Origin of the sequence: Bacillus sp. LUNF1 (assembly GCF_011008975.1) — a bacterium.
Taxonomy (GTDB): Bacteria; Bacillota; Bacilli; order Bacillales; family Bacillaceae; genus Bacillus; species Bacillus velezensis.
Genome location: NZ_CP048876.1, coordinates 1,373,073 through 1,393,921, shown reverse-complemented (window position 1 = coordinate 1,393,921; position 20,849 = coordinate 1,373,073). Strand labels below are relative to the sequence as shown.

Below are 20,849 nucleotides of genomic sequence, written 5' to 3'. Positions count from 1 at the left end.
TGCACAAGTTCATAATAAAAGGACGGAATGATGCTCCGCCCTTTTTGCTGATTATGATCTATCTTTTAACGCTTCCTCGATTTCCTCAAGCAGCATTTTCGCTCCTTCAGGACTTAAAATAATTTTGCCGTTGCCGTACTCCTGATTTTCGGGAGTAATTTCCCCCGTCATTAAGCAAATGCCGTGCGGCTTGTATTTTTTCAAGACAATTTTGTCTCCGTCAACGAAAAATTCAATACTATCTTTAATAGCGATATCCAATGCTCTTCTCAATTCAATCGGCATGACAATACGCCCGAGTTCGTCTACTTTTCTTACTACACCAATTGATTTCATAGAAATCCCCTACTTCCTTTAATGTCTCTTCTTTATGTCCAAGGAAAATCCTTCATAAACGTAGACGAAAGGAACAGAGCAAAAGTTTCTCAGTATCCGGAACTGAATGTTTTTTTACAAAAAGAAAATCCTTTTGAAATATGGGATACAGACTTTCCCTCCTTTTTTACAAAAACATTTCATTCCCGGCGGAAACCCCCAAAAATCGTGTTTTTTCTCAGAAACTTTAAATGTAGAATCAATTAAATCAGGATAGGGATTGGGTGAAAACATGTTTCAATCAACTGAGATCGGAATCGACTTAGGAACCGCTAATATACTTGTTTACAGTAAAAATAAAGGAATTATTTTAAACGAGCCTTCCGTTGTCGCTGTAGATACAACAACGAAAGCGGTGCTTGCCATCGGAACGGATGCCAAAAGCATGATCGGAAAGACGCCGGGGAAAATCGTCGCCGTACGGCCGATGAAAGACGGTGTCATTGCTGATTATGATATGACAACTGACTTATTAAAACACATTATGAAAAAAGCCGGAAAAAAAATCGGAATGACCTTCCGCAAACCGAATGTCGTCGTCTGCACGCCTTCAGGCTCAACAGCCGTTGAACGCCGCGCCATCAGTGACGCTGTCAAAAACTGCGGAGCGAAAAACGTCCACTTGATTGAAGAACCCGTAGCCGCTGCAATCGGGGCCGACCTCCCTGTTGACGAGCCGGTCGCAAACGTCGTCGTAGATATCGGCGGCGGTACGACTGAAGTCGCAATCATCTCATTCGGGGGCGTCGTATCCTGCCATTCGATCAGAATCGGCGGCGACCAGCTTGATGAAGATATCGCCTCGTTCGTCAGAAAAAAATACAACTTGCTGATCGGGGAACGTACGGCAGAACAAGTGAAAATGGAAATCGGATTTGCATTGATCGAACATGTGCCGGAAACGATGGAAATCCGCGGGCGTGACCTTGTAACCGGTCTGCCGAAGACAATCAGACTGCAGTCTAATGAAATTCAGCAGGCGATGCGTGAATCGCTCCTGCATATTCTTGAAGCGATCAGAGCGACACTTGAAGATTGTCCGCCGGAGCTCAGCGGTGATATCGTTGACCGCGGCGTCGTGTTAACCGGCGGAGGCTCCCTTTTAAACGGGATGAAAGAATGGCTGACAGATGAAATCGTCGTTCCCGTTCATTTGGCGGCAAATCCGCTTGAATCAGTGGCTATCGGCACGGGACGTTCATTAGACGTCATCGACAAGCTGCAAAAAGCAATTAAATAATAAGATTGTGCTTCTTTTTTCTCCAGCCGGCTCATATTGTGAGAACTGGAGAAACATTAAGGAGGAAGCATATGCTTAGAGATGTGGGAAGACGCGTAGCAGTAGCCGTCATTTTAAGCGGAATTATTTTGGGGGGTATGAGCATTTCACTGGCCAATATGCCCCATTCTCCGGCCGGCGGTGCCGTAAAACTGAATCACCCGTAAAGACGCAGCAAAAGCTGTGTCTTTTTCGTTTGTGCTCCTTTCTTTCCTTTATGAGGCGATATTTGATATGATGAGAAAAACCGATGAGGAGGAATGAACGATGAGTTCGTTTACTGAAAAGTTACATACATATGCTCAGCTGGCGGTAGAAGTCGGCGTCAATGTCCAAAAAGGACAGCATGTCGTAATCAATGCCTCAACTGATGTCCGGGAACTTGTCAGACTGCTTGCCAAACATTCTTATGAAAAAGGCGCAAAAAACGTCACCGTAAATTGGCAGGACGATGAACTGTCCAGATTAAAATACGAGATGGCACCTTTTGAAGCGTTTGAAGAGTATCCTGAATGGGAAGCAAAAGGCAAAGAAGAGCTCGCGAAAAAAGGGGCTGCGTTTATTTCTGTCGTCTCATCCGACCCCGACCTGTTAAAAGGCACTGACGGCAAACGGATTGCAGCGTTCCAAAAAGCCGCCGGAAAAGCATTGCATACATACAGACAATATATTCAATCAGATAAGGTCAGCTGGACGGTGATCGGAGCCGCTTCAACAGGCTGGGCGAAAAAAGTGTTCCCGGATCAGCCGGAAGAAACAGCCGTTCAGCTTTTATGGGAAGAAATTTTCAAAACGACCCGCGTAAATGAAGAAAACCCTGTGGAAGCATGGAAAAAACATGATCAAAACCTTCATGAAAAAGTGGAACACTTAAACAAAAAACATTACAGCGCCCTGCATTATCAGGCTGAAGGAACAGACTTAACCATTGAACTGCCGAAAAAACATGTATGGGCAGGCGCGGGAAGCGTGAATGAAAGCGGGCACGAATTCATGGCCAACATGCCGACAGAAGAGGTTTTCACCCTTCCGCAGCGTGACGGGGTGAACGGCACGGTTTCCAGCACGAAACCGCTGAGCTACGGCGGCAACATTATTGATAACTTCACTCTTACCTTTGAAAACGGCCGCATTGTCGATGTGAAAGCTGAAAAAGGCGAGGAGATTTTAAAAGGCATCGTCGAAACCGATGAAGGCTCACACTATCTCGGAGAAGTGGCCTTAGTGCCGTACGATTCACCGATTTCACAATCAAATATTTTATTTTACAACACACTGTACGATGAAAACGCCTCTAACCACTTGGCGATCGGCAGTGCGTATGCCTTTAATATTGAGGGCGGCAAACAAATGACACGGGAAGAGCTTGTCAAAGAGGGCTTAAATGAAAGCATTACACACGTAGATTTTATGGTCGGTTCCAAAGATATGAATATCGACGGCATTACAGCGGACGGCAAAAGAGAACCGATCTTCAGAAACGGAAACTGGGCATTTTAATAAAAACAGGAGGCGATCAGGCCTCCTTTTTATTTCGCTTCATACATTTGCAAGTTGGCGCAGACGGTTTCCAAAACAGGTGTATCAACTGACAAGCCTTTCGCTTTCTCAAGCAAAAATCCGTGTAAATGATCACCTTCCGTCACCCTGCCCTTTTCCATATCTCTCAGCATCGACGATTTCATATGGTAAGACATGCTTGTCAATGTGCGATAACTTTCTTCTTCCAGACCAGGATCTTTCGGGATGCCGGCAGCCTTGAAAATGGCTCCGATTTCAGCAAAGAGGCGCTTTGCCGTTTTGCGGCCGCCTTCTGTTTCTAAAATCGGTCCGACCGGCTGTTGAAACAGAGTGGTCACTCCCGCCTGCGCGGCAATAAACATATATTTTTTCCAAATGTCCTTTTCAATATCCCGGCTGATGATGACATCTGCTTTCACACCTGCAAATGCGTTTTCCAGCTCATTCATACGTTCCGTGCGTTCCCCGTTCCATTCACCGAAAACAAAGCGGTGGGCAGCGCTCGTATGAAGAATGTCCCCTTTGTCGTTAAGGGCGCTCTCAATAAAGCAGAGGCCGCCCAGCACCTGCCGTTTTGAAAAAGCTTCAAACAGCTGGTTATAGTGCCTGTATCCGTTTAAAAAAGGAATAATGACCGACGAAGGTTTGACAAACGGTTTGACATCCCGAATGACGTCCTGCAAAGAATACGCTTTTGAAGCGATGATAACCGCGTCAAATGCTCCTTCTTCGCCCGCCATCATTAATTTCGGCTTGATTGAAACATCACCTTTTGCACTTTTGACGGTCAAACCCGTTTCTTGTAATTGTTCCGCCCGTTTCTTGCGGACGAGAAACGTAACGTCATTTCCCTTTTCTGCAAGACGCGCGCCGATATATCCGCCCACTCCTCCAGCTCCGACAATTAAAAACTTCATGATGCATTCCTCCGTCTCTTTTCAAGTTATGTATTCATTTATTGTAACGGGAAGTCAGAAGATTGAAAACTTTTTTCATAAATAAAAAAGCAGAGTCTCCCCTGCTTCTTTATTACGCGTATAGCTCTTCAAGCTTTTTCTGCACATCCGCGTTTTCAAGAAATTCGTCATAAGACATTTGTTTGTCAACAATGCCTTTAGGCGTTAATTCAATAATGCGGTTGGCAATTGTCTGTACAAACTGATGGTCATGAGATGAAAACAGCATAGCGCCTTTAAAGCTGATTAAGCCGTTGTTAAGCGCCGTAATGGATTCCAAATCTAAGTGGTTGGTCGGTTCATCCAGAATTAAGATATTCGCGCCGGAAAGCATCGCTTTTGAAAGCATGCAGCGCACTTTTTCTCCTCCGGAAAGGACGTTTGATTTTTTGTTGACTTCTTCTCCTGAGAACAGCATGCGCCCTAAGAAACCGCGAAGAAAGCTTTCACTTTGGTCATGCGGCGAGTATTGGCGGAGCCAGTCAACAAGGTTCGCATCGCTGCCGTCAAAGTATTCGCTGTTGTCTTTAGGGAAGTACGCCTGAGAAGTGGTCACGCCCCATTTAAATGTGCCGCTGTCTGCTTCCATTTCCCCGGAAATGATTTTAAACAATGTCGTAACGGCAAGTTCGTTGCGGCCCGTAAATGCGATTTTATCTTCTCTGTTCATAATAAAGCTGACGTTATCAAGCACCTTAACCCCGTCAATCGTTTTTGTTAAGCCTTCAACCCGCAGCACGTCATTTCCGATCTCACGTTCCGGCGTGAAATTGACATAAGGATAACGGCGTGATGACGGTTTGATATCATCAAGCGTGATTTTATCAAGGAGTTTCTTTCTTGATGTCGCCTGCTTTGATTTAGAGGCGTTGGCGCTGAATCTGGCCACGAACTCCTGAAGCTGTTTAATCTGCTCTTCTTTTTTCTTGTTGGCTTCCTGAGAAAGCTTTAAAGCAAGCTGGCTGGATTCATACCAGAAATCATAGTTGCCGACGTACACTTGAATTTTATTAAAATCAAGATCGGCGATGTGCGTGCACACTTTATTTAAAAAGTGACGGTCATGGGATACGACGATGACTGTGTTCTCAAAGTTGATTAAAAACTCTTCCAGCCACTGAATCGCTTTCAGATCCAAGTGGTTGGTCGGTTCATCAAGCAGCAGAACGTCCGGCTTGCCGAACAGCGCCTGTGCCAAAAGCACTTTCACCTTTTCTGAACCGCCTAAGTCCGCCATTTTCTTCGTATGCAGGTCTTCAGAGATGCCCAGACCCTTTAACAAAATAGCGGCTTCACTTTCAGCTTCCCATCCGTTTAATTCCGCAAACTCTCCTTCAAGCTCAGCGGCGCGGATGCCGTCTTCATCTGAAAAATCAGGCTTCATATAAATCGCGTCTTTTTCCTGCATGACTTCGTATAAACGTTTATGTCCCATAATGACGACTTTCAGCACTTCGAACTCTTCATATTCAAAGTGGTTCTGCTTCAGAATGGCAAGACGTTCCCCCGGGCTCATATGGACATCGCCGGTCTGCGGCTCCAGCTCACCGGATAAAATTTTCAAAAATGTTGATTTTCCGGCACCGTTTGCGCCTATTAATCCGTAGCAGTTGCCCGGCGTAAATTTAATATTGACATCTTCAAATAACTTGCGATCCGCAAAACGCAAGCTCACATTATTTACAGCAATCATTTAGAATCCTCCATCGTGTCTATCATCATTAAAAGTATACCATGAATAAAGGGGAAGAGAAATGTTTCCCTGCGAATATACGGGTTTGAAAGATGCAGGCGTCAAACCCGGAGCGCTGTGATACAATAGATATATATACATATTCATCACGGAGGAACAAGTTGAAGCTTTTAACACTCACAGAATACTGTCTTATGATTTTCTTCACCGGGGTTTTTCTGGCCGTCACAGGCTTTACGGCCCGTGACATCGGCTTGTACGTCGGTATCGCCCTCATTTATACGTTTTCGCATCTCTTTTCAAAACGGATGCTTGAAAAACGCGGCAAAGAGAAGCAGCAGGTGAATCTTTTTTTCAGCGTTCTGGCCATTGTCGGATCAGTGCTGGCCACGGTATTGTTCATCGCCGTCGCCGCCTCGTTTGCCAAATAAAAAACGCCTGCTGTCCAAATCGGGCAGCGCGGCGTTTTTATTTTGTCTGACGCATATCATGAAACGGGAAGAACACAAACTTCGAGGTGCCGACGATCCGGTTTTCGGCAATTAAACCGAGTCCGTTCCGGCTGTCCATTGAGTTCAGCCGATTGTCGCCCATGACGAAGTATTTGCCTTTCGGAACCTTTACGGGGCCGAAATCTCCCGTCAGGTTGACTCCCAGTTTTTTCGCTTCTTTTTTATTGCTCGCGAGGTACGGTTCTGCGATTTTTTTGCCGTTTATATAAAGCGTGTCATTTTTCATTTCCACCGTTTCTCCCGGTTTTCCGATGAGCCGCTTTACATAATGGACTTTCGACGTATCGCCGTTAATAATGACGATGTCCCCCCGCTCGATTTCTCCGATATAATTGACGCTTTTGTTGACAAACAGCCTTTCACCGTCATGTAATGTCGGGTACATTGATGATCCTTCCACTAAGTACGGTTCAAACAGGAAATGGCGGATTAAAAGCGCAAGAGCGACCGCTATAATGATGGCCTTTCCCCATTCCCAATACGTGTTGGATTTTCTTTTTACCGATTTTTCAGAAGTAGGTTTTTGTTCTTCAGTCAACGTGGTTCCTCCTAGACGATCACTGTTACGGTTTCATGTACTATCTTTACTTTATCACAACTCATCACCAAATACATAACGCTTCTATGCGCACATGATTGAAAAAAGCGCCCGTAAAGGACGCTTTTTGCTTATTTCTCTACAACCGGTTTTTTGACGATTCCCAAGATAACCGCCGTTACAACCGCTCCGATCACGATGCTCATTAAGTAAAGCAGCGGATGGTTCGTAATGAATGCAACGAATATTCCTCCGTGCGGTGCAGGAAGCGTTACCCGGAAAAACTCTGTCAACCCGCCCGCTACCGCAGAACCGACAACGGCTGCAGGGATGACGCGAAGCGGATCAGCCGCTGCAAACGGGATGGCGCCTTCTGTAACGAAAGCTGCTCCCATGAAGTAGCACGTAATACCGGCTTCACGGTCACGTTTAGAGAATTTATGTTTAAAGAATGTTGTCGCCAGTGCGATTCCAAGCGGCGGAGCCATTCCGCCCGCCATGATGGCCGCATGCGGCGCATAGTTTCCGGCCCCGATCATCGCGATACCGAAAGTGAACGCCGCTTTATTGAGCGGGCCGCCCATGTCGATAGCCATCATACCGCCTAAAATAATACCCATTAAGACAAGGTTTCCAGTTCCAAGGCTTTCAAGCCAATTTGTTAAGAAATTCATAAACGCTGCGACAGGTGTGTTTATGACAAACTGCATCAGGACACCGGTGATAAAAATACCGAGCAGCGGATAAATCAGTACAGGTTTTAATCCGTCAAGAGTCTGAGGAATAAAGACAAACAGCTTTTTCAGCAGGACTACGACATAACCGGCTAAGAATCCGGCAATCAGTCCGCCCAAGAATCCGGCATTCGCCTGCGTAGCCATAAATCCGCCGACCATACCCGGCGCAAATCCCGGACGGTCCGCAATACTCATTGCGATAAATCCGGCAAGAACTGCAACAATCAGCTTTAACGCATTATCGCCGCCGATAAAGTTCAGCGCTGCGGCAAACGTGTTGTATGTTGGGTCTTTCGGATCAGCTGAATGAATTCCCCAGAAGAATGAAATCGCAACGAGAATTCCGCCGCCGACGACAAATGGCAGCATGTTGCTGACACCGCTCATTAAGTGTTTATAGAAAGTACTTCCGATGCTTGTGCCTGATTTCTGTTTCGAGCCGTCTTCATCTGAAGCGGAAGATCCTCCGCCGCTGCCCTCGTAAATCGGCGCATCTTGGTTAACGGCTTTTTCAATCAGTTCCTGAGGACGTCTGATACCGGCCGTCACAGGCACTTGAAGAACATGTTTGCCTTTAAAGCGCTCCATTTCAACCTGTTTATCAGCCGCCACGATGATCGCAGGCGCGTCTTCAATTTCTTGAGCCGTCAGCTTATGTTTGATTCCGCTTGAGCCGTTTGTCTCTACTTTAATGTCAACGCCGAGCTCTTTCGCCTTTTCCTTCAGTGCGTCAGCTGCCATGAACGTATGGGCGATACCTGTCGGACATGCCGTAACGGCAAGGATTTTGCCTTTTCCTGACGGCGCTGCCTGTTCTTCCTGCTCTTCTTCTTCCTCATCGTCATCTTTGTCATGCTGATTGATGATGTCAATGATCGCATCTTCTGATTCAGCTTCAAGAAGCTGTTTGCGGATTTCCTCACGCATAAGAAGCGTTGAAAGTCTTGATAATGCTTCAAGGTGCGTATTGTTTGCTCCTTCGGTTGCCGCAATCATAAAGACCAGGTGTGCCGGCTGACCGTCTAATGATTCATAATCCACACCATCTTTTGAACGTCCGAATGCGATGGCCGGGTTAATGACGCTCGCCGTCTTCGCATGAGGAATGGCAATGCCTTCGCCGATTCCCGTTGAGCTTTGGCTTTCACGATTTAAAATGGCTGCTTTGTAAGCCTCTCTGTCATTTAATCTGCCGGCTTTGTCAAGCACTGTCACCATTTCATCGATAACGTTTTCTTTCTCTTTGCTTTCTATATTGAGATGAATTGTATCTCTTGTTAACAGCTCAGTTATCTTCACTTTTCTTTCCTCCTCTATAGACGTGTGACTTTAACTTCAGGAAGAAGCTGCTGTACAAACTCTTCAGTTCCGAGTTCTTCAGAAAATGCCGTCGCGCTTCCGGAAGCAACTCCTAAACGGAACGCATCTTCCAAAGGCAGCTGTTTTGAAATTCCCGCAAGGAATCCCGCGACGACGGAATCACCCGCGCCTACCGAATTGACAAGCTTTCCTTTAGGAACATTGGCGAGGAAAACCGCCTCTTTCGTAAATAAAAGCGCACCGTCGCCAGCCATCGAAACAATCGCGTGTTCAGCGCCTTGTTCAATCAATTTTTTACCGTAAGGAACGGCAGCTTCGGCTGAATCAATGACCGTATTGAACATTTCCCCAAGCTCATGATGATTCGGCTTCATCAAAAACGGTTTCATTTCTGTCGCTTTCATCAGCGCTTCACCGGAGATGTCCACGACTACCCGGGCATTCTGCTTTCTGCATGCCTCAGCAATTTTTTCATACGTGTTATGCGGCAGGGAAGAAGGAATGCTTCCCGCTAAAACGACGATGTCTCCCTCTTCCAGAGCGGAGAACTGTTCTAAAAAGGTATTGAACACTTTGTCTGAAATCGTCGGGCCCTGTCCGTTAATTTCCGTTTCATCGCCCGTTTTCAGTTTTACATTTATACGCGTGTCTTCATCTACCTCAGAAAAAGCCGTTTCCAGACCTTCCTGCTGCAAAAATGACGTGATATAATTTCCGGTAAATCCGCCGACAAACCCCAATGCTTTTGACGGCACATGGTGTCTTTTCAGTAATCTTGAAACGTTGATGCCTTTTCCGCCGGGATACTTCGTGTCATAGCTGGAACGGTTTAAACCGCCTACGGCAAAATCTTCAACGTGAACGATATAGTCAACAGACGGATTGAGGGTTACAGTGTAAATCATGGTTTCACTACCTTTACGACAGTTTTTTCTTGGTAATTATCGAATGCAAGTTCTTCAGCTTCAGTGGTAATGATAGCTGCATCGCCCAAGGCGGCGAACGCTGCGAAAGAAATCTCGCCGAATTTAGAAGGATCGGCTAAAACATACGCGTTTTTCGCCTGTCTCACAGCCTTTGTCTTCAGAAGAGCCTCATCCGGATCGGGTGTTGTAAAACCGGCTTCAATGTGCACGCCGTTCACCCCGAGGAAGCTTTTGTCAAAACGGTACTGGCTGACCGCCGTTAATGAGGCGCCGCCGATCATCGCACCTGTTCTATGCTTCACATATCCTCCGAGAAGATAAAAAGGAATCCCTTTCCTTATTAAAGCGTCGATATGCATAACTCCGTTTGTGACAACCACAATGTCCTTTGTATGATCTATAAAATCAATCATATGCAATGTAGTTGTTCCCGCATCAAGATAAATACAGTCACCTTCTTCTAATAAAGATGCCGCTTCTTCTGCGATCTTCAGTTTATCTTGAAGGTTTTTGGAGGATTTTTCAAGCATATCGGGTTCTTGCCTGCTGTTGGAAAGTTTAGACGCCCCGCCGTGAACGCGCTTTAAAAATCCGCGCTCTTCGAGTGTTGATAAATCTCTTCTGATCGTTGATTCAGAAGCATTTGTCATGCTTATCAGCTCTTGAATCTTCACCACATCACGCTTTTCAATCTGATCAATAATCAGCTGATACCTTTCAGGAGTGAGCATATTCCGCCTCCTTTGGAAACGTATTCATTTCGGCTGCAAGATAATTGTAAACGCTTTTTTTACTTCTAGCAACTAAAATCACTCAAATTCATTCAATAACTATCAAAATCTTTCACATTTGTTCATATTAACGTATGTACATAGGGTTTGTAAACTGTAAATTCGACAAAAAGGGGGACAATTGTATGACATTTTCTTTTTATCATAAATGAAAAAAGTCTATTATATTCATTCAATCATTAAAACACAAAAAAACCCCATGCAGACTGCATGGGGTACGGGTTATTCATACCGTAACGCTTCAATCGGATCTAAGCGTGATGCTTTGTTGGCGGGCAGCATGCCGAAAATGACACCGATCAGCATACTGAACAGTACGCCGATACAAACCACCTGCCAAGAAACGAGCGACGGCCAGCCTGCGATAAGGGAAACGAGTGATGCTCCCCCGTAGCCGAGACCGATTCCGATTAAGCCGCCGATTAATGTAAGCACAACAGATTCAATTAAGAATTGTGTCAGAATCTGTCCTCTCGTGGCACCGAGCGATTTGCGGATGCCGATTTCTCTTGTCCGTTCCGTCACTGATACGAGCATAATATTCATGACCCCGATCCCGCCGACAATGAGAGAAATACCGGCGATCGAACCGATGATCGTCGTCATGACGGTCGTGACCTGACCGATTCCCGCCGCGATTTCTTCCATATTCATAACTTGATAGGCCTCTTTTGTACCGTGATTGTCATTTAAGAGACGAGCCGCTTCTTTTCCTGTTGATTTGATTTGATCAGCGGACTCCGTCTGAACGGAAACGTTGCTGTAGTCGTTAGTACCGAAAGACGTTTTCAGCATGTTGAACGGCACATACATTTCACTGAGTCCTAACGATAAAAAACCGCTCTCTTCTTTCAGTACGCCGATTACTTCAACGGGCTGTCCGCCGGCCCAGACGATTTTTCCGAGCGGAGACGTTTTCCCGAACAGCTTTTCAGCCATTTTTTTCGAGATGATTCCCGCTCTTTTCCCGGAAAGAAAATCATTGTCCGTAAATGTCCGTCCATCTTGAACGTCCAGCTTTTTTACGTCCATGTAGCCGCTGTTAATGCCGTTCAGCGTAATATCCGTGTCTTCTTCATGGTAACGGGCCGTCATGGATTTTACAGCGGAAGCGACAACCTGCTTTACGCCGTCCACTCCTTTTAATCCATTAATATCTTCTTCTGTAAAACTCGCTTCCTGTAAGGCGTTCGGATTGGCTGTTAATTCTTCATCACTGGGCATGTAAAACAATTCAATCGTATTGCCCGGCCCGCTGATGGATTGCTTCAGCATTTGCTCTCCGCCCTGGCCGACAGCCACAACAACGATTACTGAACCGACGCCGATAATGATTCCGAGCATTGTCAGAATCGATCTCAGCTTGTGAGCTCTTACGGAACTGAGGGCCATCCGGAGATTTTCTGACAGGCTCATTCCCCCACTCTCCTCTGCTCAGCATCGCGGGAAACGATCATGCCGTCACGGACGAAAATCACTCTGTTTGTACAGTCCGCCACTTCAGGCTCATGAGTCACAAGCACCACGGTCACGCCCTCTGCATTAAGCTCTGTGAACTGCTCCATAATGGAAATGCTTGTTTTCGTATCCAGTGCGCCGGTCGGTTCATCAGCTAAAATGAGCTTCGGTTCGTTCACGATGGCTCTTGCAATCGCGACACGCTGCTTCTGGCCGCCTGACAGCTCATTCGGCATGTGACGCATCCGATCCGCCAAACCGACTTTTTCCAGTGCATACTCAGCCCGTTCCTCACGCTCTTTTTTGCCGATACCGGCGTAGATCATGGGGAGTTCGACATTTTTTCTTGCATTCAATCGCGGCAGCAGCTGAAACTGCTGAAAGACAAATCCGATTGATTTGTTCCGGACCGCCGCAAGCTCTTTTTCAGTGCATGAAGAAACATCTTCGCCCGCAAGCCTGTAACTGCCGGACGTCGGTCTGTCCAGACAGCCGATGATATTCATGATCGTAGATTTCCCCGATCCCGACGGTCCCATAATTGACACATATTCTCCTTCTTCAATCGTCAAGTCGATTGAACGAAGAACATCAAACGTCTCCTTGCCGATCTGATAGCTTTTTTTCACCTTTGAAAGCTGAATCATCTATGCTTTCACATCCGTTCCGTCAGTCAAATCGTCAGCCGGATTCAGAATGACTTTATCATCCTTTGAAAGCCCCTCTTTTATCTCCGTAAGCTGATTTGCGGTATCGCCGACTTTAACTTTCACGCGTTTGGCCTTCCCGTCTTTTACAGTAAAGACCCAGTGCTCATCTCCGTCTTTTTTGACTGCGGAGGACGGCAGTGTATCGGCTTTCCGTTTGTCGGTTTCAATGTTCATAATTAATTTAAACCCCGGCTTGCCCTCCGGAAGGTTTCCGATCAGCTTAACCTGGAACGGATACTGCACGGCCTGTTCCGTACTTTCCCCGGAAGCAGCGCTTGACTTTTGATCAGGAACGAGGCCGACAGCCGCCACTCTCCCTTTCCACGTTTTACCTGGAATAGCGTCTGAGGTAATTGTAACGCTTTGTCCCTTTTTCACTTTCAGCGTGTCGTATTCGGACAAATTGCCGGCAACGATCAGGTGTTCCGGGTCTCCTATATGTATAACCGGTTCTTGAATATCCGATTTTTTAGAAGCCGCTTCTTGATTTACCGAGATAACCGTCCCGTCCATCTCACTCTTAACATTGAGATTCGCCACTTGATTTTCAAGAGACTGCTTTTGCAAATCAGATTGCTTTAATTCGATTTCAGCCGTTTTTTGCTGAAGCTGCAGATCAGTCCGTTCGGATTCAATTTGTTTTTTGGCTTCCGCTTCTCCCACTTGTTTTGCCAGATCTTGTTCCTTGCTGTTTAATGCTCTGAGTTTTTCTTCAACTTGTTCGATTTGCATACGTTTTGATTGTTCTGTCAACTCATTTTGTTCTTTATCAAGATTGAGCTGCTCATTTGTATACGTGACTAACGACGACCCTTTTTTTACTTTGTCGCCTTCTTTTACTTTCACTTTATCAAGAGTTCCTTTATCCGCTTCATAAAAAACATACTGTTCTTTAGAGAATTTAAGTGTTCCCGGAACCATAACCGTAGAGGAGATTTCTCTGTTTTCCATGGTTCCGGTTTCGATTTTTTTCCCGGCGCTGCCGCCCGCGGGAGCGGCAGACTTATAAATATTGATACCGACGAATACTGCAACAATTACGGCGATGCCGATTCCGATCCAAATTTTTTTCATGTTATACACCTGCTGTCACTGAACTTAACAGTCCTCCGACTGCCGAAACCAAAAGCATAATAACAAACAGGACAATCGCGGAAGTCCAGGCCGCTTTTTTTGAAATGCCGCCTGTATAGCGAAGTCCCAAAGCGAGCAGAATATAGCTCCAGATGCTGAAAATGTCAAACGCGCTTAAAAAGACCGCGACGCCGTCTCCGGCCGGTATGACACTCGCCAAAGATGTAACGGCGTACAGTGAGCCCGCACCGGTAAAATAAGTAACAAGACCGTTAATAGCTAAGCCGATATTGGTAATAAATGCCGTAAACAGGCTGAGTGAGAGCATTTTTTTGTAAGTTGTCACGCCGCCTGAAATTTTGACGCACAGCCAGTAAATGAGCGGAACGATAAACAGAGCGATAATGCCCCCGAAGATTCCTCCGAACATCGAGCCGAATTTAGCAATGGTTTTGGTCATTTCAATCTGATCATCCGACAATCCGTCAAGAGATGAGCTGTTCAGCACTTCTTCATAATTCATCCCCAATCCGCGCAAAATACTGCCGGCCGCGATGAGAATGATGACAATCAGGAGAGGAATGCCGATGACCGGCTTCTCTTTTAATCTTTTAAACTGCACAACAGGACTTGTAATGACGCCGAAAATTGACGGCTTTTCCGTTACTGCCGTATTGCTTTTTTCCAGGTTTGGTTCCATATTGCTGATGCCTCCTATGTATTATTCTGTTTATACGTACGCTTTAGGCTGAGAGAAGTTTCAATTTTTTTGCCGTTTGCGTATTTATGCTAAATTGTAACACAAATTCTCAGCTTTACGTTCCATAATTATGTAAAAAAAAGTATTGTCAGACCGGTATGACGGGAGGCTCAAAGCCTTGTGAAGGCACTGTCTTCAGCCTATTCATCTAATCAAAACCGCCTCAATCAAAAATTCCTTTAAATCCCATTTGGATATTCTCTGGAATTCAGCGCCTATATACAAAAAAGCCGGATGGCAATGATGCACATCCGGCTCTTTTTTCACCCTCCGCTTACAGGAGGGATAAAGGCAATGGTATCACCTTCTGTTACGATGCTGTTGTCTTTTACATATGTTTCATTGATTGCGATCATGGCATTGTCAATCGTCTGAAGGCCGTACCGTTCCTTTAGCAGCGTTTTTACAGCAGACGCCGCCGTCTCTTTTTCGTCAAGTTCAATGACCGGTGTTCCCGCCTGCTCCGCAAGCCCGGCAAACAATAATACTTTAATCATCGCGATTCCCCTTTATCCAAATCCGGTTTTCCGTTCGGATAGGGCGTTGTTTCCAGCTGATCGCCTATCCATTCTTCGCCGTCTTCCCAGATTTCTTTTTTCCATATCGGCACAATCTGTTTTATCCGTTCAATTGCATATTCATTCGCCTCATATGCCGCCTTTCTGTGCGGTGAAGACACGGCGATTACGACCGCTGCTTCTCCGATATCAAGGACGCCGACACGGTGAGTGATTGCAGCTTCGGCTCCTTCCCATTTCGCGCTGATTTCATCGCCGATTTGAGAAAGCATTTGAACAGCCATCGGTTCATACGCTTCATATTCGAGCCGTACCGTCCGCCGCCCGGCAGTCCACTCTCTGACCGTGCCGATAAACGTTGTGATGGCGCCGGCTTCACGCTTTTCAACTTTTTTTACGATATTTTCCGCAATGATAGGTTCCCTTGTAATTTGAAAACGTTCCATTTAAGCAGATTCCCCTTTCAGCTGCGAAAGCACAAACATCATGGCAGCCGGATCGTCCGCATGGAATACGGGCATGCCTGCATCTGCCGGCATATGCTCCGTATTTCTGCTGACAACTGCGATCACGCGCTCCAAATGCTTCAGCTTTTGCCAATCTTCGCTGTCTTTGATCATAATGATTTTCGGATGCGGCGCATGTTTAAATCCCTCTATGAGAAGACCGTCAATTCCCAGACATTCATACAGACTGATCAAGCCCGCCAAATCCCATTTTTTTCGCGCCGTAAGCTGCAGGACGCCGTCCCCTTCTACTGCCGTAACCGCGGCTCCGGCCTTTGAAAAACGCTCCGAGTCTTTTCCGTCAGAAAAAGGCTCCGGTTCTCCTCCATGTCCGTGATGTTTTAAACATCCAATATCGCACTCTTTCGGCGCAGCTTTCAGCACACGTTCAATAAACGTTGTTTTACCGCTGTTTTGAAAACCTACGATCTGGACGATCGGGAAAGAATTGACCACGGCCATTCACTTCCATTCTCATCACGGATGAGGAGCGCGTGAACCGTCCGGCCCGCTTCATACCCCCTCGTTCCTCCCGGCAGAAGGATAAACGCGTTTGCTTCGGCAAGAGATGTGACTGAGCTTGATTTGTCGAGACCGACCGGTGACGCCATCATCTTTCCGTCCTTATGATAAACAAATGCCCTCACAAATCTCGTAAACGGATTCGGTTTCGGAAAGTCGTTTGTTAACACGGCTTCCGTCCATCCGGAATGAGGTTTTTCATTCAGAAGCCACGTCTGAATCATCGGTTTGACAAACAGGGTGAATCCGACATAACATGCGGACGGATTGCCTGAAAGGCCGAACAGCAGCATGTCATCGGCCCGGGCGACAGTTGTCACGCTCCCCGGGCGCATTGCCACTTTGTTAAAAAGAACTTCCGCTCCGAGCTTATTATAAATGTCTGGAAGAAAATCAAAATCGCCGACTGACACGCCGCCGGTCGTGATCAGAAAATCAACTTTTTTCATAGCTTCCTTCACCGCATCATAGCTGTCATCAAAATCATCGGAAATTTTCCCTAAGTTCAGCGGTACCGCGCCCGCTTCAATGACCTGGGCATACACCATAGCAGCGTTGCTGTTGCGGATTTTCCCCGGCTCAAGCGGATCGCTGACATGAAGAAGCTCGGTTCCCGTTGCGATAATGCCGACAACCGGCTTTCTGACCACTGGAACAGAAGCATAGCCGAAGGTTGCTAAAAGAGCGGTTACGCCCGGCGTAATTTTCGTCCCTTTTTTTAATAGCGGGCTGCCTTTTTTCGCGTCTTCTCCTTGATATGAAATATTATCACCCGCATGAAAAGGGCGTTTCACTGACATGTAATTCGTCCCGTTTTCAGAAAACGTTTTTGTCAGCTCAAGCATCACTACGGCATCCGCACCTTTTGGAATCTGCGCCCCCGTCATAATGCGGACCGCTTCATAAGGCCCGAGTTCTTTTTCTGACACGGCGCCGGCCCCGATATGGTCAATTACTTCAAAGGTGACTGCATTGTCACGGGAAGCCGTTTTTGAATCACTCGCCCTGATGGCAAACCCGTCATATGGGGAACGGTTAAAGGCCGGCACATCATGATCCGCCTTAACATCCTCCGCCAAATAGCGGTGGAGACTGTCCTCAAGCGCCACCCATTCGGTATCCCCCTGTTTTTTATACCGGCTCACCCGGCGGACTGCTTCGTCCACCTGAATCGGCGTTCTTTTTTCAAGCATAGCAATATCTCCCCTTCCTACAGTCCGATCACCCTGGCCAGAACTGAATTTGCTTCTTTTATATCGTTTGTACCGTGAATCAGAGCCCGTCCGTCCTGAAAAATAACGATTCTGAAGCGCTCATACGCCATGTGCAGCAGAAATTCATTTGCTTCCACTTTACCGATCTGCTTCAGACGTTTGACAAGCTCTTCTTTATCCAGCCTCTTTAAGGCTTCCGATCTGATTTGAACGGTGTCTCTTCCGCACAGCACGCTTGCTTTCGGCCTGTTTTCAGGCTGCAGATACGGATATACGGGCTCCGCGCCGCAGGAAGGGCAATGATTCCGTTTGATCTGATCCACATTTATGCTCATATTGGTGTTATTCCACACGTCAAACGTGAAAAAGCGCCGATTTACCGCCGCATGATTTCCTGTCAGCAATTTCAGCGCCTCAGCCTGCTGATAAGCGGAGACGATATGAACCGCCGGAGGTATGATGCCCGCTGTATCACATGTCGCTCCGCCCACGGGCATTTGCTCAAACAGGCAGGATAAACACGGCGTAACCCCCGGAATAATCGTCATGCACATTCCCTGACTGCTGACACAGGCACCGTAAATCCAAGGTGTTTTCGTTTTCAGCGCCAGATCATTGATGACCATTCTCGTTTCAAAATTATCTGTCGCATCCACGATGCAATCCGCTTGTTCGATCAGCGGTTCGAGCGTTTCCGCCGTACCTTCCGCCGCGTAAGCATCGATATGTATATCACTGTTTACCGCCAAAAGACGCGCCTTGGCCGCCATTGCTTTCGGCAGGCGCTGTCTCGCGTCTTCTTCTGTATACAGCTGCTGTCTTTGTAAATTGCTCCATTCCACATAATCCCGGTCAATAATCGCCATACGGCCCGCTCCGGCTCTTGCCAAACCCTCTGCTGCTGCTGTTCCGAGGGCTCCGGCTCCGACAATCAGGACACTGCTGTCAGCCAGCGCCTGCTGCCCTTTTTCCCCTATCGGCTTAAATCTTGTCTGCCGCGAATAGCGCTCTTCCATCTGTGTTGTCCCCTTGCATTTTTATTTCCATCATACCATGTTTCTTCCCGATCAGTCTTGATTTGAAGACTCGACATGCGCCAAAAGTCTGGTGTAATCGTCCTGTGTGTTGATATTAGCGAACTCCTCCGGCCCGGCGCCGATGTCTTCAGCCTGCACATAACAGACAGACAGCTGTTTCAGCGTGTCTGTCATTTTCAGTTTGTTTTGTGTCAGCTGATCAAAAAGCACATCCTGCACCCGCTTATGGTAAACCGCCAAGAGGGGCTGCTCTCTGTTTTCACAAACCGGTATGACAGCGTCCAGGTTTCCGGTCAGCTTCATTTCAAGCGCCGCCATCGTTTTTCTTGTTACGAGCGGCGTGTCACAGGATATGACCGTATATATTTCGCCTTCCGTTTGTTTCATTGCCGTATAGATGCCGGCAAGCGGGCCCATTCCCCGAAACCGCGGCTCATCGGCCAAAACATGCCGCTCCCTGTTTGATAAGAACTTTTTTATATGTTCAGGGCGGCTGATAATTACCGTTTCTCCGCCGCCGAAGGCTTTTTTCACCTGTTCATAAAACATGCCGCCCTTCCACTTTGCAAAAGCTTTCGGTTCTCCGAATCTTCGGGAAGCTCCCCCCGCTAATATTACATTCACCCGTTTCATGTCATCTCTCTCCCATTCTATATAAAAGCATAGCAAACGCCTCAGCCGAAATACAATATTACGGTGCTTGTCTGTTTAATTAAGAGGAATAGCCGTTGATCCTTTCCCATATTGTAGTGTTAACATCATGAGGGAGATGGTTCTTATGAAAATATCCGGTCCGTTTTTCCACGACACTTCTCAAGAGAACCTTTACTTGAAATCCGAACTTTCCAGATGCAGAAAATTAATTTCAGAATTTGAAACAAGCTACTTCCATCAAAAAAATAATAAGCTTCAGGAGGAAAACGCCAATATTAAAGAGCGGCTTCACAAGCTTTCTGACGAATTGAAAGCCATGGTTCAAAAACACAAACAGACAAGTGACACGGAACGTTCTTTGCATGAAATCAGAGCCGGGCTGCTCGATAAAATCGTCATTCTGCAAGAACTGCTTCAGCAGGAAACGTTTCGGCGGAAAAATGAGATGGAAGAAAAGCACCGTCTGCATCTTACAAATGTAAAATTTGAAGAAGAAAATAAAAACTTACATACCCGCATCCGCTCACTTGAGACCGCCATTCAGACTGAACGGACTTCTCACGAAGATATGAAACAGCGTTATCATGCCGCTGCAGACGAAAATACCCGGCTCCAAACACAAATGATAGAAAAAGAATACCAACTCAAACATATTAAAATAGAAATTAATCATATGAGAGATCGAATACTAGAAACAAAAGAACGGCTTGTAGAAATAGAAAAAACGAAAGAAAAGTTATTTCAAGAAACCATTCTTTCGTATAAACGGCAGCTGGACGAAAGTGATGCTTGGATTGCCGGCCATTTTGCTGATATTGACAGCCGCACGGCGGAACCGGCGGAACGAGCTCTGGAAATCCCTTCTGTTTCCAAAGAGACTGTTCAGGCAGAAGACTTGCTTAAAGCCGTTACCGAACAAGTCATCTCCCTGCAAAAACAATTTGTACAATCAGAGTCCCGCGATCAGTCGTTTGATGAAAAACTGGATGCGTTGAAAGAACGTGCTGACGGCGAAAAGCCTTTCCAAAAATATGTCGTCAAGCTTGAAAAAAAGCCGGGAAAAGATGCGTCACTTCCGCAGAATAAGCGGGAAAACGCAAAAAAACTGCTTGAGTAACGCAAGCAGTTTTTACTGTTTTATTATTCAGCAGCCGTATCATTTGCCGTTTCTGCTGTTTCCTGAGAAATTTCTCCCTCAAGAATATATTGGCCGCGGTATGGTTTTTTCACTTCCGGATACATTTTAATTAAGCTTTGCATAAATGTTGTCATATTAGGAATTTCAAGGCCGCTTTCCTTTTCAATTTCCTTTTGCAGTTCGGAACTTTTGATCGCTGCATTGTGGCGTTTCAATGTTTTAATCGCTGCTTCGCGCAGTTTTGCCGCTTTTGATCCCGGTCTCGCCGTCCCTCTTCTTCTTCTTGTAGAACCGTCTGGAATGCCGGCGGGAAGAGACGTAATAGACTGCATCTGCGGCTGGGAGGATTGAGGCTGTGTCTGCGGCTTTTGATAGCTTCTCATTTCCTGTGCTGCAAGCTCTGCAAGCACCGGGAGAGAGTCACTTTTTTTCTCCGGACGAAACTCTTTTTTTGTATCGGACAGGCTGCCTGTATTGTCTAATTCTCTCAGTTTTGCATATATTTTATCACGTTCTATTTGATATTCACGAATGACTTTTACCTCTGCTTCGTTCAATTGTTCTAAACGTAAGCGCAGCGCTTCTCTTTCATTAAACATGTGTAAAACCC

The 20,849-nt window shown here is 46.4% G+C and carries 23 protein-coding genes; 5 read left to right on the top strand and 18 right to left on the bottom strand.

Annotated features, from left to right (window positions below; genetic code table 11):
• Positions 1-51: 51 nt before the first annotated feature.
• Positions 52-336, bottom strand: coding sequence for a transcriptional regulator AbhA (locus G4O42_RS07245; RefSeq protein ID WP_003154557.1), 285 nt, complete (start codon positions 334-336; stop codon positions 52-54).
• A gap of 271 nt (positions 337-607) precedes the next feature.
• Between G4O42_RS07245 and mreBH the strand changes: the two genes are divergently transcribed.
• From mreBH to G4O42_RS07230, 3 genes are all read left to right on the top strand, one after another.
• On the top strand, positions 608-1,615 hold the full coding sequence (mreBH, locus tag G4O42_RS07240) for a cell shape-determining protein MreBH (protein ID WP_032875216.1): 1,008 nt from the start codon (positions 608-610) through the stop codon (positions 1,613-1,615).
• 71 nt (positions 1,616-1,686) lie between these two features.
• On the top strand, positions 1,687-1,821 hold the full coding sequence (locus G4O42_RS07235) for a protein YkpC (protein ID WP_003154559.1): 135 nt from the start codon (positions 1,687-1,689) through the stop codon (positions 1,819-1,821).
• Positions 1,822-1,921: 100 nt separating this feature from the next.
• Positions 1,922-3,154: an aminopeptidase gene (locus tag G4O42_RS07230; RefSeq protein ID WP_007409644.1), complete on the top strand. Its 1,233-nt coding sequence runs from the start codon at positions 1,922-1,924 to the stop codon at positions 3,152-3,154.
• 29 nt (positions 3,155-3,183) lie between these two features.
• Here the strand turns inward: G4O42_RS07230 and G4O42_RS07225 are convergent, their stop codons facing one another.
• Together G4O42_RS07225 and G4O42_RS07220 are read right to left on the bottom strand one after the other, a co-directional pair.
• Positions 3,184-4,092: a ketopantoate reductase family protein gene (locus tag G4O42_RS07225; protein ID WP_032874760.1), complete on the bottom strand. Its 909-nt coding sequence runs from the start codon at positions 4,090-4,092 to the stop codon at positions 3,184-3,186.
• Between the two features lie 112 nt (positions 4,093-4,204).
• Positions 4,205-5,824, bottom strand: a complete 1,620-nt coding sequence (locus tag G4O42_RS07220; RefSeq protein ID WP_007611134.1) for an ABC-F family ATP-binding cassette domain-containing protein — start codon at positions 5,822-5,824, stop codon at positions 4,205-4,207.
• A gap of 161 nt (positions 5,825-5,985) precedes the next feature.
• On the opposite strand from G4O42_RS07220, the gene G4O42_RS07215 reads away from it, so the two are divergent.
• Positions 5,986-6,255 (top strand): hypothetical protein, encoded by a 270-nt coding sequence (locus G4O42_RS07215; RefSeq protein WP_020955755.1) that lies wholly within the window; start codon positions 5,986-5,988, stop codon positions 6,253-6,255.
• A 37-nt stretch (positions 6,256-6,292) separates the two neighbouring features.
• On the opposite strand, the gene sipT is transcribed toward G4O42_RS07215, so the two are convergent.
• From sipT to G4O42_RS07145, 14 genes are all read right to left on the bottom strand, one after another.
• Positions 6,293-6,874, bottom strand: a complete 582-nt coding sequence (sipT, locus tag G4O42_RS07210) for a signal peptidase I sipT (RefSeq protein ID WP_003154568.1) — start codon at positions 6,872-6,874, stop codon at positions 6,293-6,295.
• A gap of 131 nt (positions 6,875-7,005) precedes the next feature.
• Positions 7,006-8,910 carry a PTS fructose transporter subunit IIABC gene (locus G4O42_RS07205; RefSeq protein WP_032874758.1) on the bottom strand — a complete coding sequence of 635 codons (1,905 nt, stop codon included), beginning with the start codon at positions 8,908-8,910 and terminating at the stop codon, positions 7,006-7,008.
• 14 nt (positions 8,911-8,924) lie between these two features.
• Entirely contained in the window at positions 8,925-9,836 is a 912-nt protein-coding gene (pfkB, locus tag G4O42_RS07200) for a 1-phosphofructokinase (protein ID WP_032874756.1), read from the bottom strand.
• Positions 9,833-10,588: a DeoR/GlpR family DNA-binding transcription regulator gene (locus G4O42_RS07195; RefSeq protein WP_007611128.1), complete on the bottom strand. Its 756-nt coding sequence runs from the start codon at positions 10,586-10,588 to the stop codon at positions 9,833-9,835. Before G4O42_RS07195 ends, pfkB begins: the two co-directional genes overlap by 4 nt.
• A 282-nt stretch (positions 10,589-10,870) precedes the next feature.
• On the bottom strand, positions 10,871-12,064 hold the full coding sequence (locus tag G4O42_RS07190) for an ABC transporter permease (protein WP_032874755.1): 1,194 nt from the start codon (positions 12,062-12,064) through the stop codon (positions 10,871-10,873).
• A complete protein-coding gene (locus G4O42_RS07185; RefSeq protein WP_007611126.1) occupies positions 12,061-12,753 on the bottom strand; it encodes an ABC transporter ATP-binding protein in 693 nt (230 codons plus the stop codon). Before G4O42_RS07185 ends, G4O42_RS07190 begins: the two co-directional genes overlap by 4 nt.
• Positions 12,754-13,890 carry an efflux RND transporter periplasmic adaptor subunit gene (locus G4O42_RS07180; protein ID WP_032874752.1) on the bottom strand — a complete coding sequence of 379 codons (1,137 nt, stop codon included), beginning with the start codon at positions 13,888-13,890 and terminating at the stop codon, positions 12,754-12,756. It lies immediately after the preceding gene.
• Position 13,891: 1 nt separating this feature from the next.
• On the bottom strand, positions 13,892-14,590 hold the full coding sequence (yknW, locus tag G4O42_RS07175) for a YknW family membrane protein (RefSeq protein WP_032874750.1): 699 nt from the start codon (positions 14,588-14,590) through the stop codon (positions 13,892-13,894).
• Between the two features lie 323 nt (positions 14,591-14,913).
• Complete coding sequence (gene moaD, locus G4O42_RS07170) at positions 14,914-15,147, bottom strand: molybdopterin converting factor subunit 1 (RefSeq protein WP_007409633.1); 234 nt, start codon at positions 15,145-15,147, stop codon at positions 14,914-14,916.
• Complete coding sequence (locus G4O42_RS07165) at positions 15,144-15,614, bottom strand: molybdenum cofactor biosynthesis protein MoaE (protein ID WP_007611116.1); 471 nt, start codon at positions 15,612-15,614, stop codon at positions 15,144-15,146. The genes moaD and G4O42_RS07165 overlap by 4 nt, the downstream gene beginning before the upstream one ends.
• A complete protein-coding gene (mobB, locus tag G4O42_RS07160) occupies positions 15,615-16,136 on the bottom strand; it encodes a molybdopterin-guanine dinucleotide biosynthesis protein B (protein WP_007409631.1) in 522 nt (173 codons plus the stop codon). It lies immediately after the preceding gene.
• Positions 16,097-17,389, bottom strand: a complete 1,293-nt coding sequence (locus G4O42_RS07155; RefSeq protein WP_032874748.1) for a molybdopterin molybdotransferase MoeA — start codon at positions 17,387-17,389, stop codon at positions 16,097-16,099. The genes mobB and G4O42_RS07155 overlap by 40 nt, the downstream gene beginning before the upstream one ends.
• A 17-nt stretch (positions 17,390-17,406) precedes the next feature.
• A complete protein-coding gene (locus tag G4O42_RS07150; protein ID WP_032874747.1) occupies positions 17,407-18,426 on the bottom strand; it encodes a molybdopterin-synthase adenylyltransferase MoeB in 1,020 nt (339 codons plus the stop codon).
• A 51-nt stretch (positions 18,427-18,477) separates the two neighbouring features.
• A complete protein-coding gene (locus G4O42_RS07145; protein ID WP_032874745.1) occupies positions 18,478-19,080 on the bottom strand; it encodes a molybdenum cofactor guanylyltransferase in 603 nt (200 codons plus the stop codon).
• Positions 19,081-19,225: 145 nt separating this feature from the next.
• Between G4O42_RS07145 and G4O42_RS07140 the strand changes: the two genes are divergently transcribed.
• On the top strand, positions 19,226-20,218 hold the full coding sequence (locus G4O42_RS07140) for a coiled-coil domain-containing protein (RefSeq protein ID WP_032874743.1): 993 nt from the start codon (positions 19,226-19,228) through the stop codon (positions 20,216-20,218).
• Positions 20,219-20,241: 23 nt separating this feature from the next.
• Here the strand turns inward: G4O42_RS07140 and rok are convergent, their stop codons facing one another.
• Positions 20,242-20,838: a transcriptional regulator Rok gene (gene rok, locus G4O42_RS07135; RefSeq protein WP_003154591.1), complete on the bottom strand. Its 597-nt coding sequence runs from the start codon at positions 20,836-20,838 to the stop codon at positions 20,242-20,244.
• Positions 20,839-20,849: the final 11 nt, after the last annotated feature.

Coding starts and splice junctions, on each gene's coding strand:
- G4O42_RS07140 (WP_032874743.1), top strand. CDS start 19,226: ATGAAAATATCCGGTCCGTTTTTCCACGACACTTCTCAAGAGAACCTT.
- mobB (WP_007409631.1), bottom strand. CDS start 16,136: ATGGCCGTGGTCAATTCTTTCCCGATCGTCCAGATCGTAGGTTTTCAA.
- G4O42_RS07165 (WP_007611116.1), bottom strand. CDS start 15,614: ATGGAACGTTTTCAAATTACAAGGGAACCTATCATTGCGGAAAATATC.
- G4O42_RS07185 (WP_007611126.1), bottom strand. CDS start 12,753: ATGATTCAGCTTTCAAAGGTGAAAAAAAGCTATCAGATCGGCAAGGAG.
- pfkB (WP_032874756.1), bottom strand. CDS start 9,836: ATGATTTACACTGTAACCCTCAATCCGTCTGTTGACTATATCGTTCAC.
- G4O42_RS07225 (WP_032874760.1), bottom strand. CDS start 4,092: ATGAAGTTTTTAATTGTCGGAGCTGGAGGAGTGGGCGGATATATCGGC.
- G4O42_RS07155 (WP_032874748.1), bottom strand. CDS start 17,389: ATGCTTGAAAAAAGAACGCCGATTCAGGTGGACGAAGCAGTCCGCCGG.
- yknW (WP_032874750.1), bottom strand. CDS start 14,590: ATGGAACCAAACCTGGAAAAAAGCAATACGGCAGTAACGGAAAAGCCG.
- G4O42_RS07245 (WP_003154557.1), bottom strand. CDS start 336: ATGAAATCAATTGGTGTAGTAAGAAAAGTAGACGAACTCGGGCGTATT.
- G4O42_RS07235 (WP_003154559.1), top strand. CDS start 1,687: ATGCTTAGAGATGTGGGAAGACGCGTAGCAGTAGCCGTCATTTTAAGC.
- G4O42_RS07145 (WP_032874745.1), bottom strand. CDS start 19,080: ATGAAACGGGTGAATGTAATATTAGCGGGGGGAGCTTCCCGAAGATTC.
- mreBH (WP_032875216.1), top strand. CDS start 608: ATGTTTCAATCAACTGAGATCGGAATCGACTTAGGAACCGCTAATATA.
- G4O42_RS07190 (WP_032874755.1), bottom strand. CDS start 12,064: ATGAGCCTGTCAGAAAATCTCCGGATGGCCCTCAGTTCCGTAAGAGCT.
- G4O42_RS07195 (WP_007611128.1), bottom strand. CDS start 10,588: ATGCTCACTCCTGAAAGGTATCAGCTGATTATTGATCAGATTGAAAAG.
- G4O42_RS07180 (WP_032874752.1), bottom strand. CDS start 13,890: ATGAAAAAAATTTGGATCGGAATCGGCATCGCCGTAATTGTTGCAGTA.
- G4O42_RS07150 (WP_032874747.1), bottom strand. CDS start 18,426: ATGGAAGAGCGCTATTCGCGGCAGACAAGATTTAAGCCGATAGGGGAA.
- moaD (WP_007409633.1), bottom strand. CDS start 15,147: ATGATTAAAGTATTATTGTTTGCCGGGCTTGCGGAGCAGGCGGGAACA.
- G4O42_RS07220 (WP_007611134.1), bottom strand. CDS start 5,824: ATGATTGCTGTAAATAATGTGAGCTTGCGTTTTGCGGATCGCAAGTTA.
- rok (WP_003154591.1), bottom strand. CDS start 20,838: ATGTTTAATGAAAGAGAAGCGCTGCGCTTACGTTTAGAACAATTGAAC.
- G4O42_RS07230 (WP_007409644.1), top strand. CDS start 1,922: ATGAGTTCGTTTACTGAAAAGTTACATACATATGCTCAGCTGGCGGTA.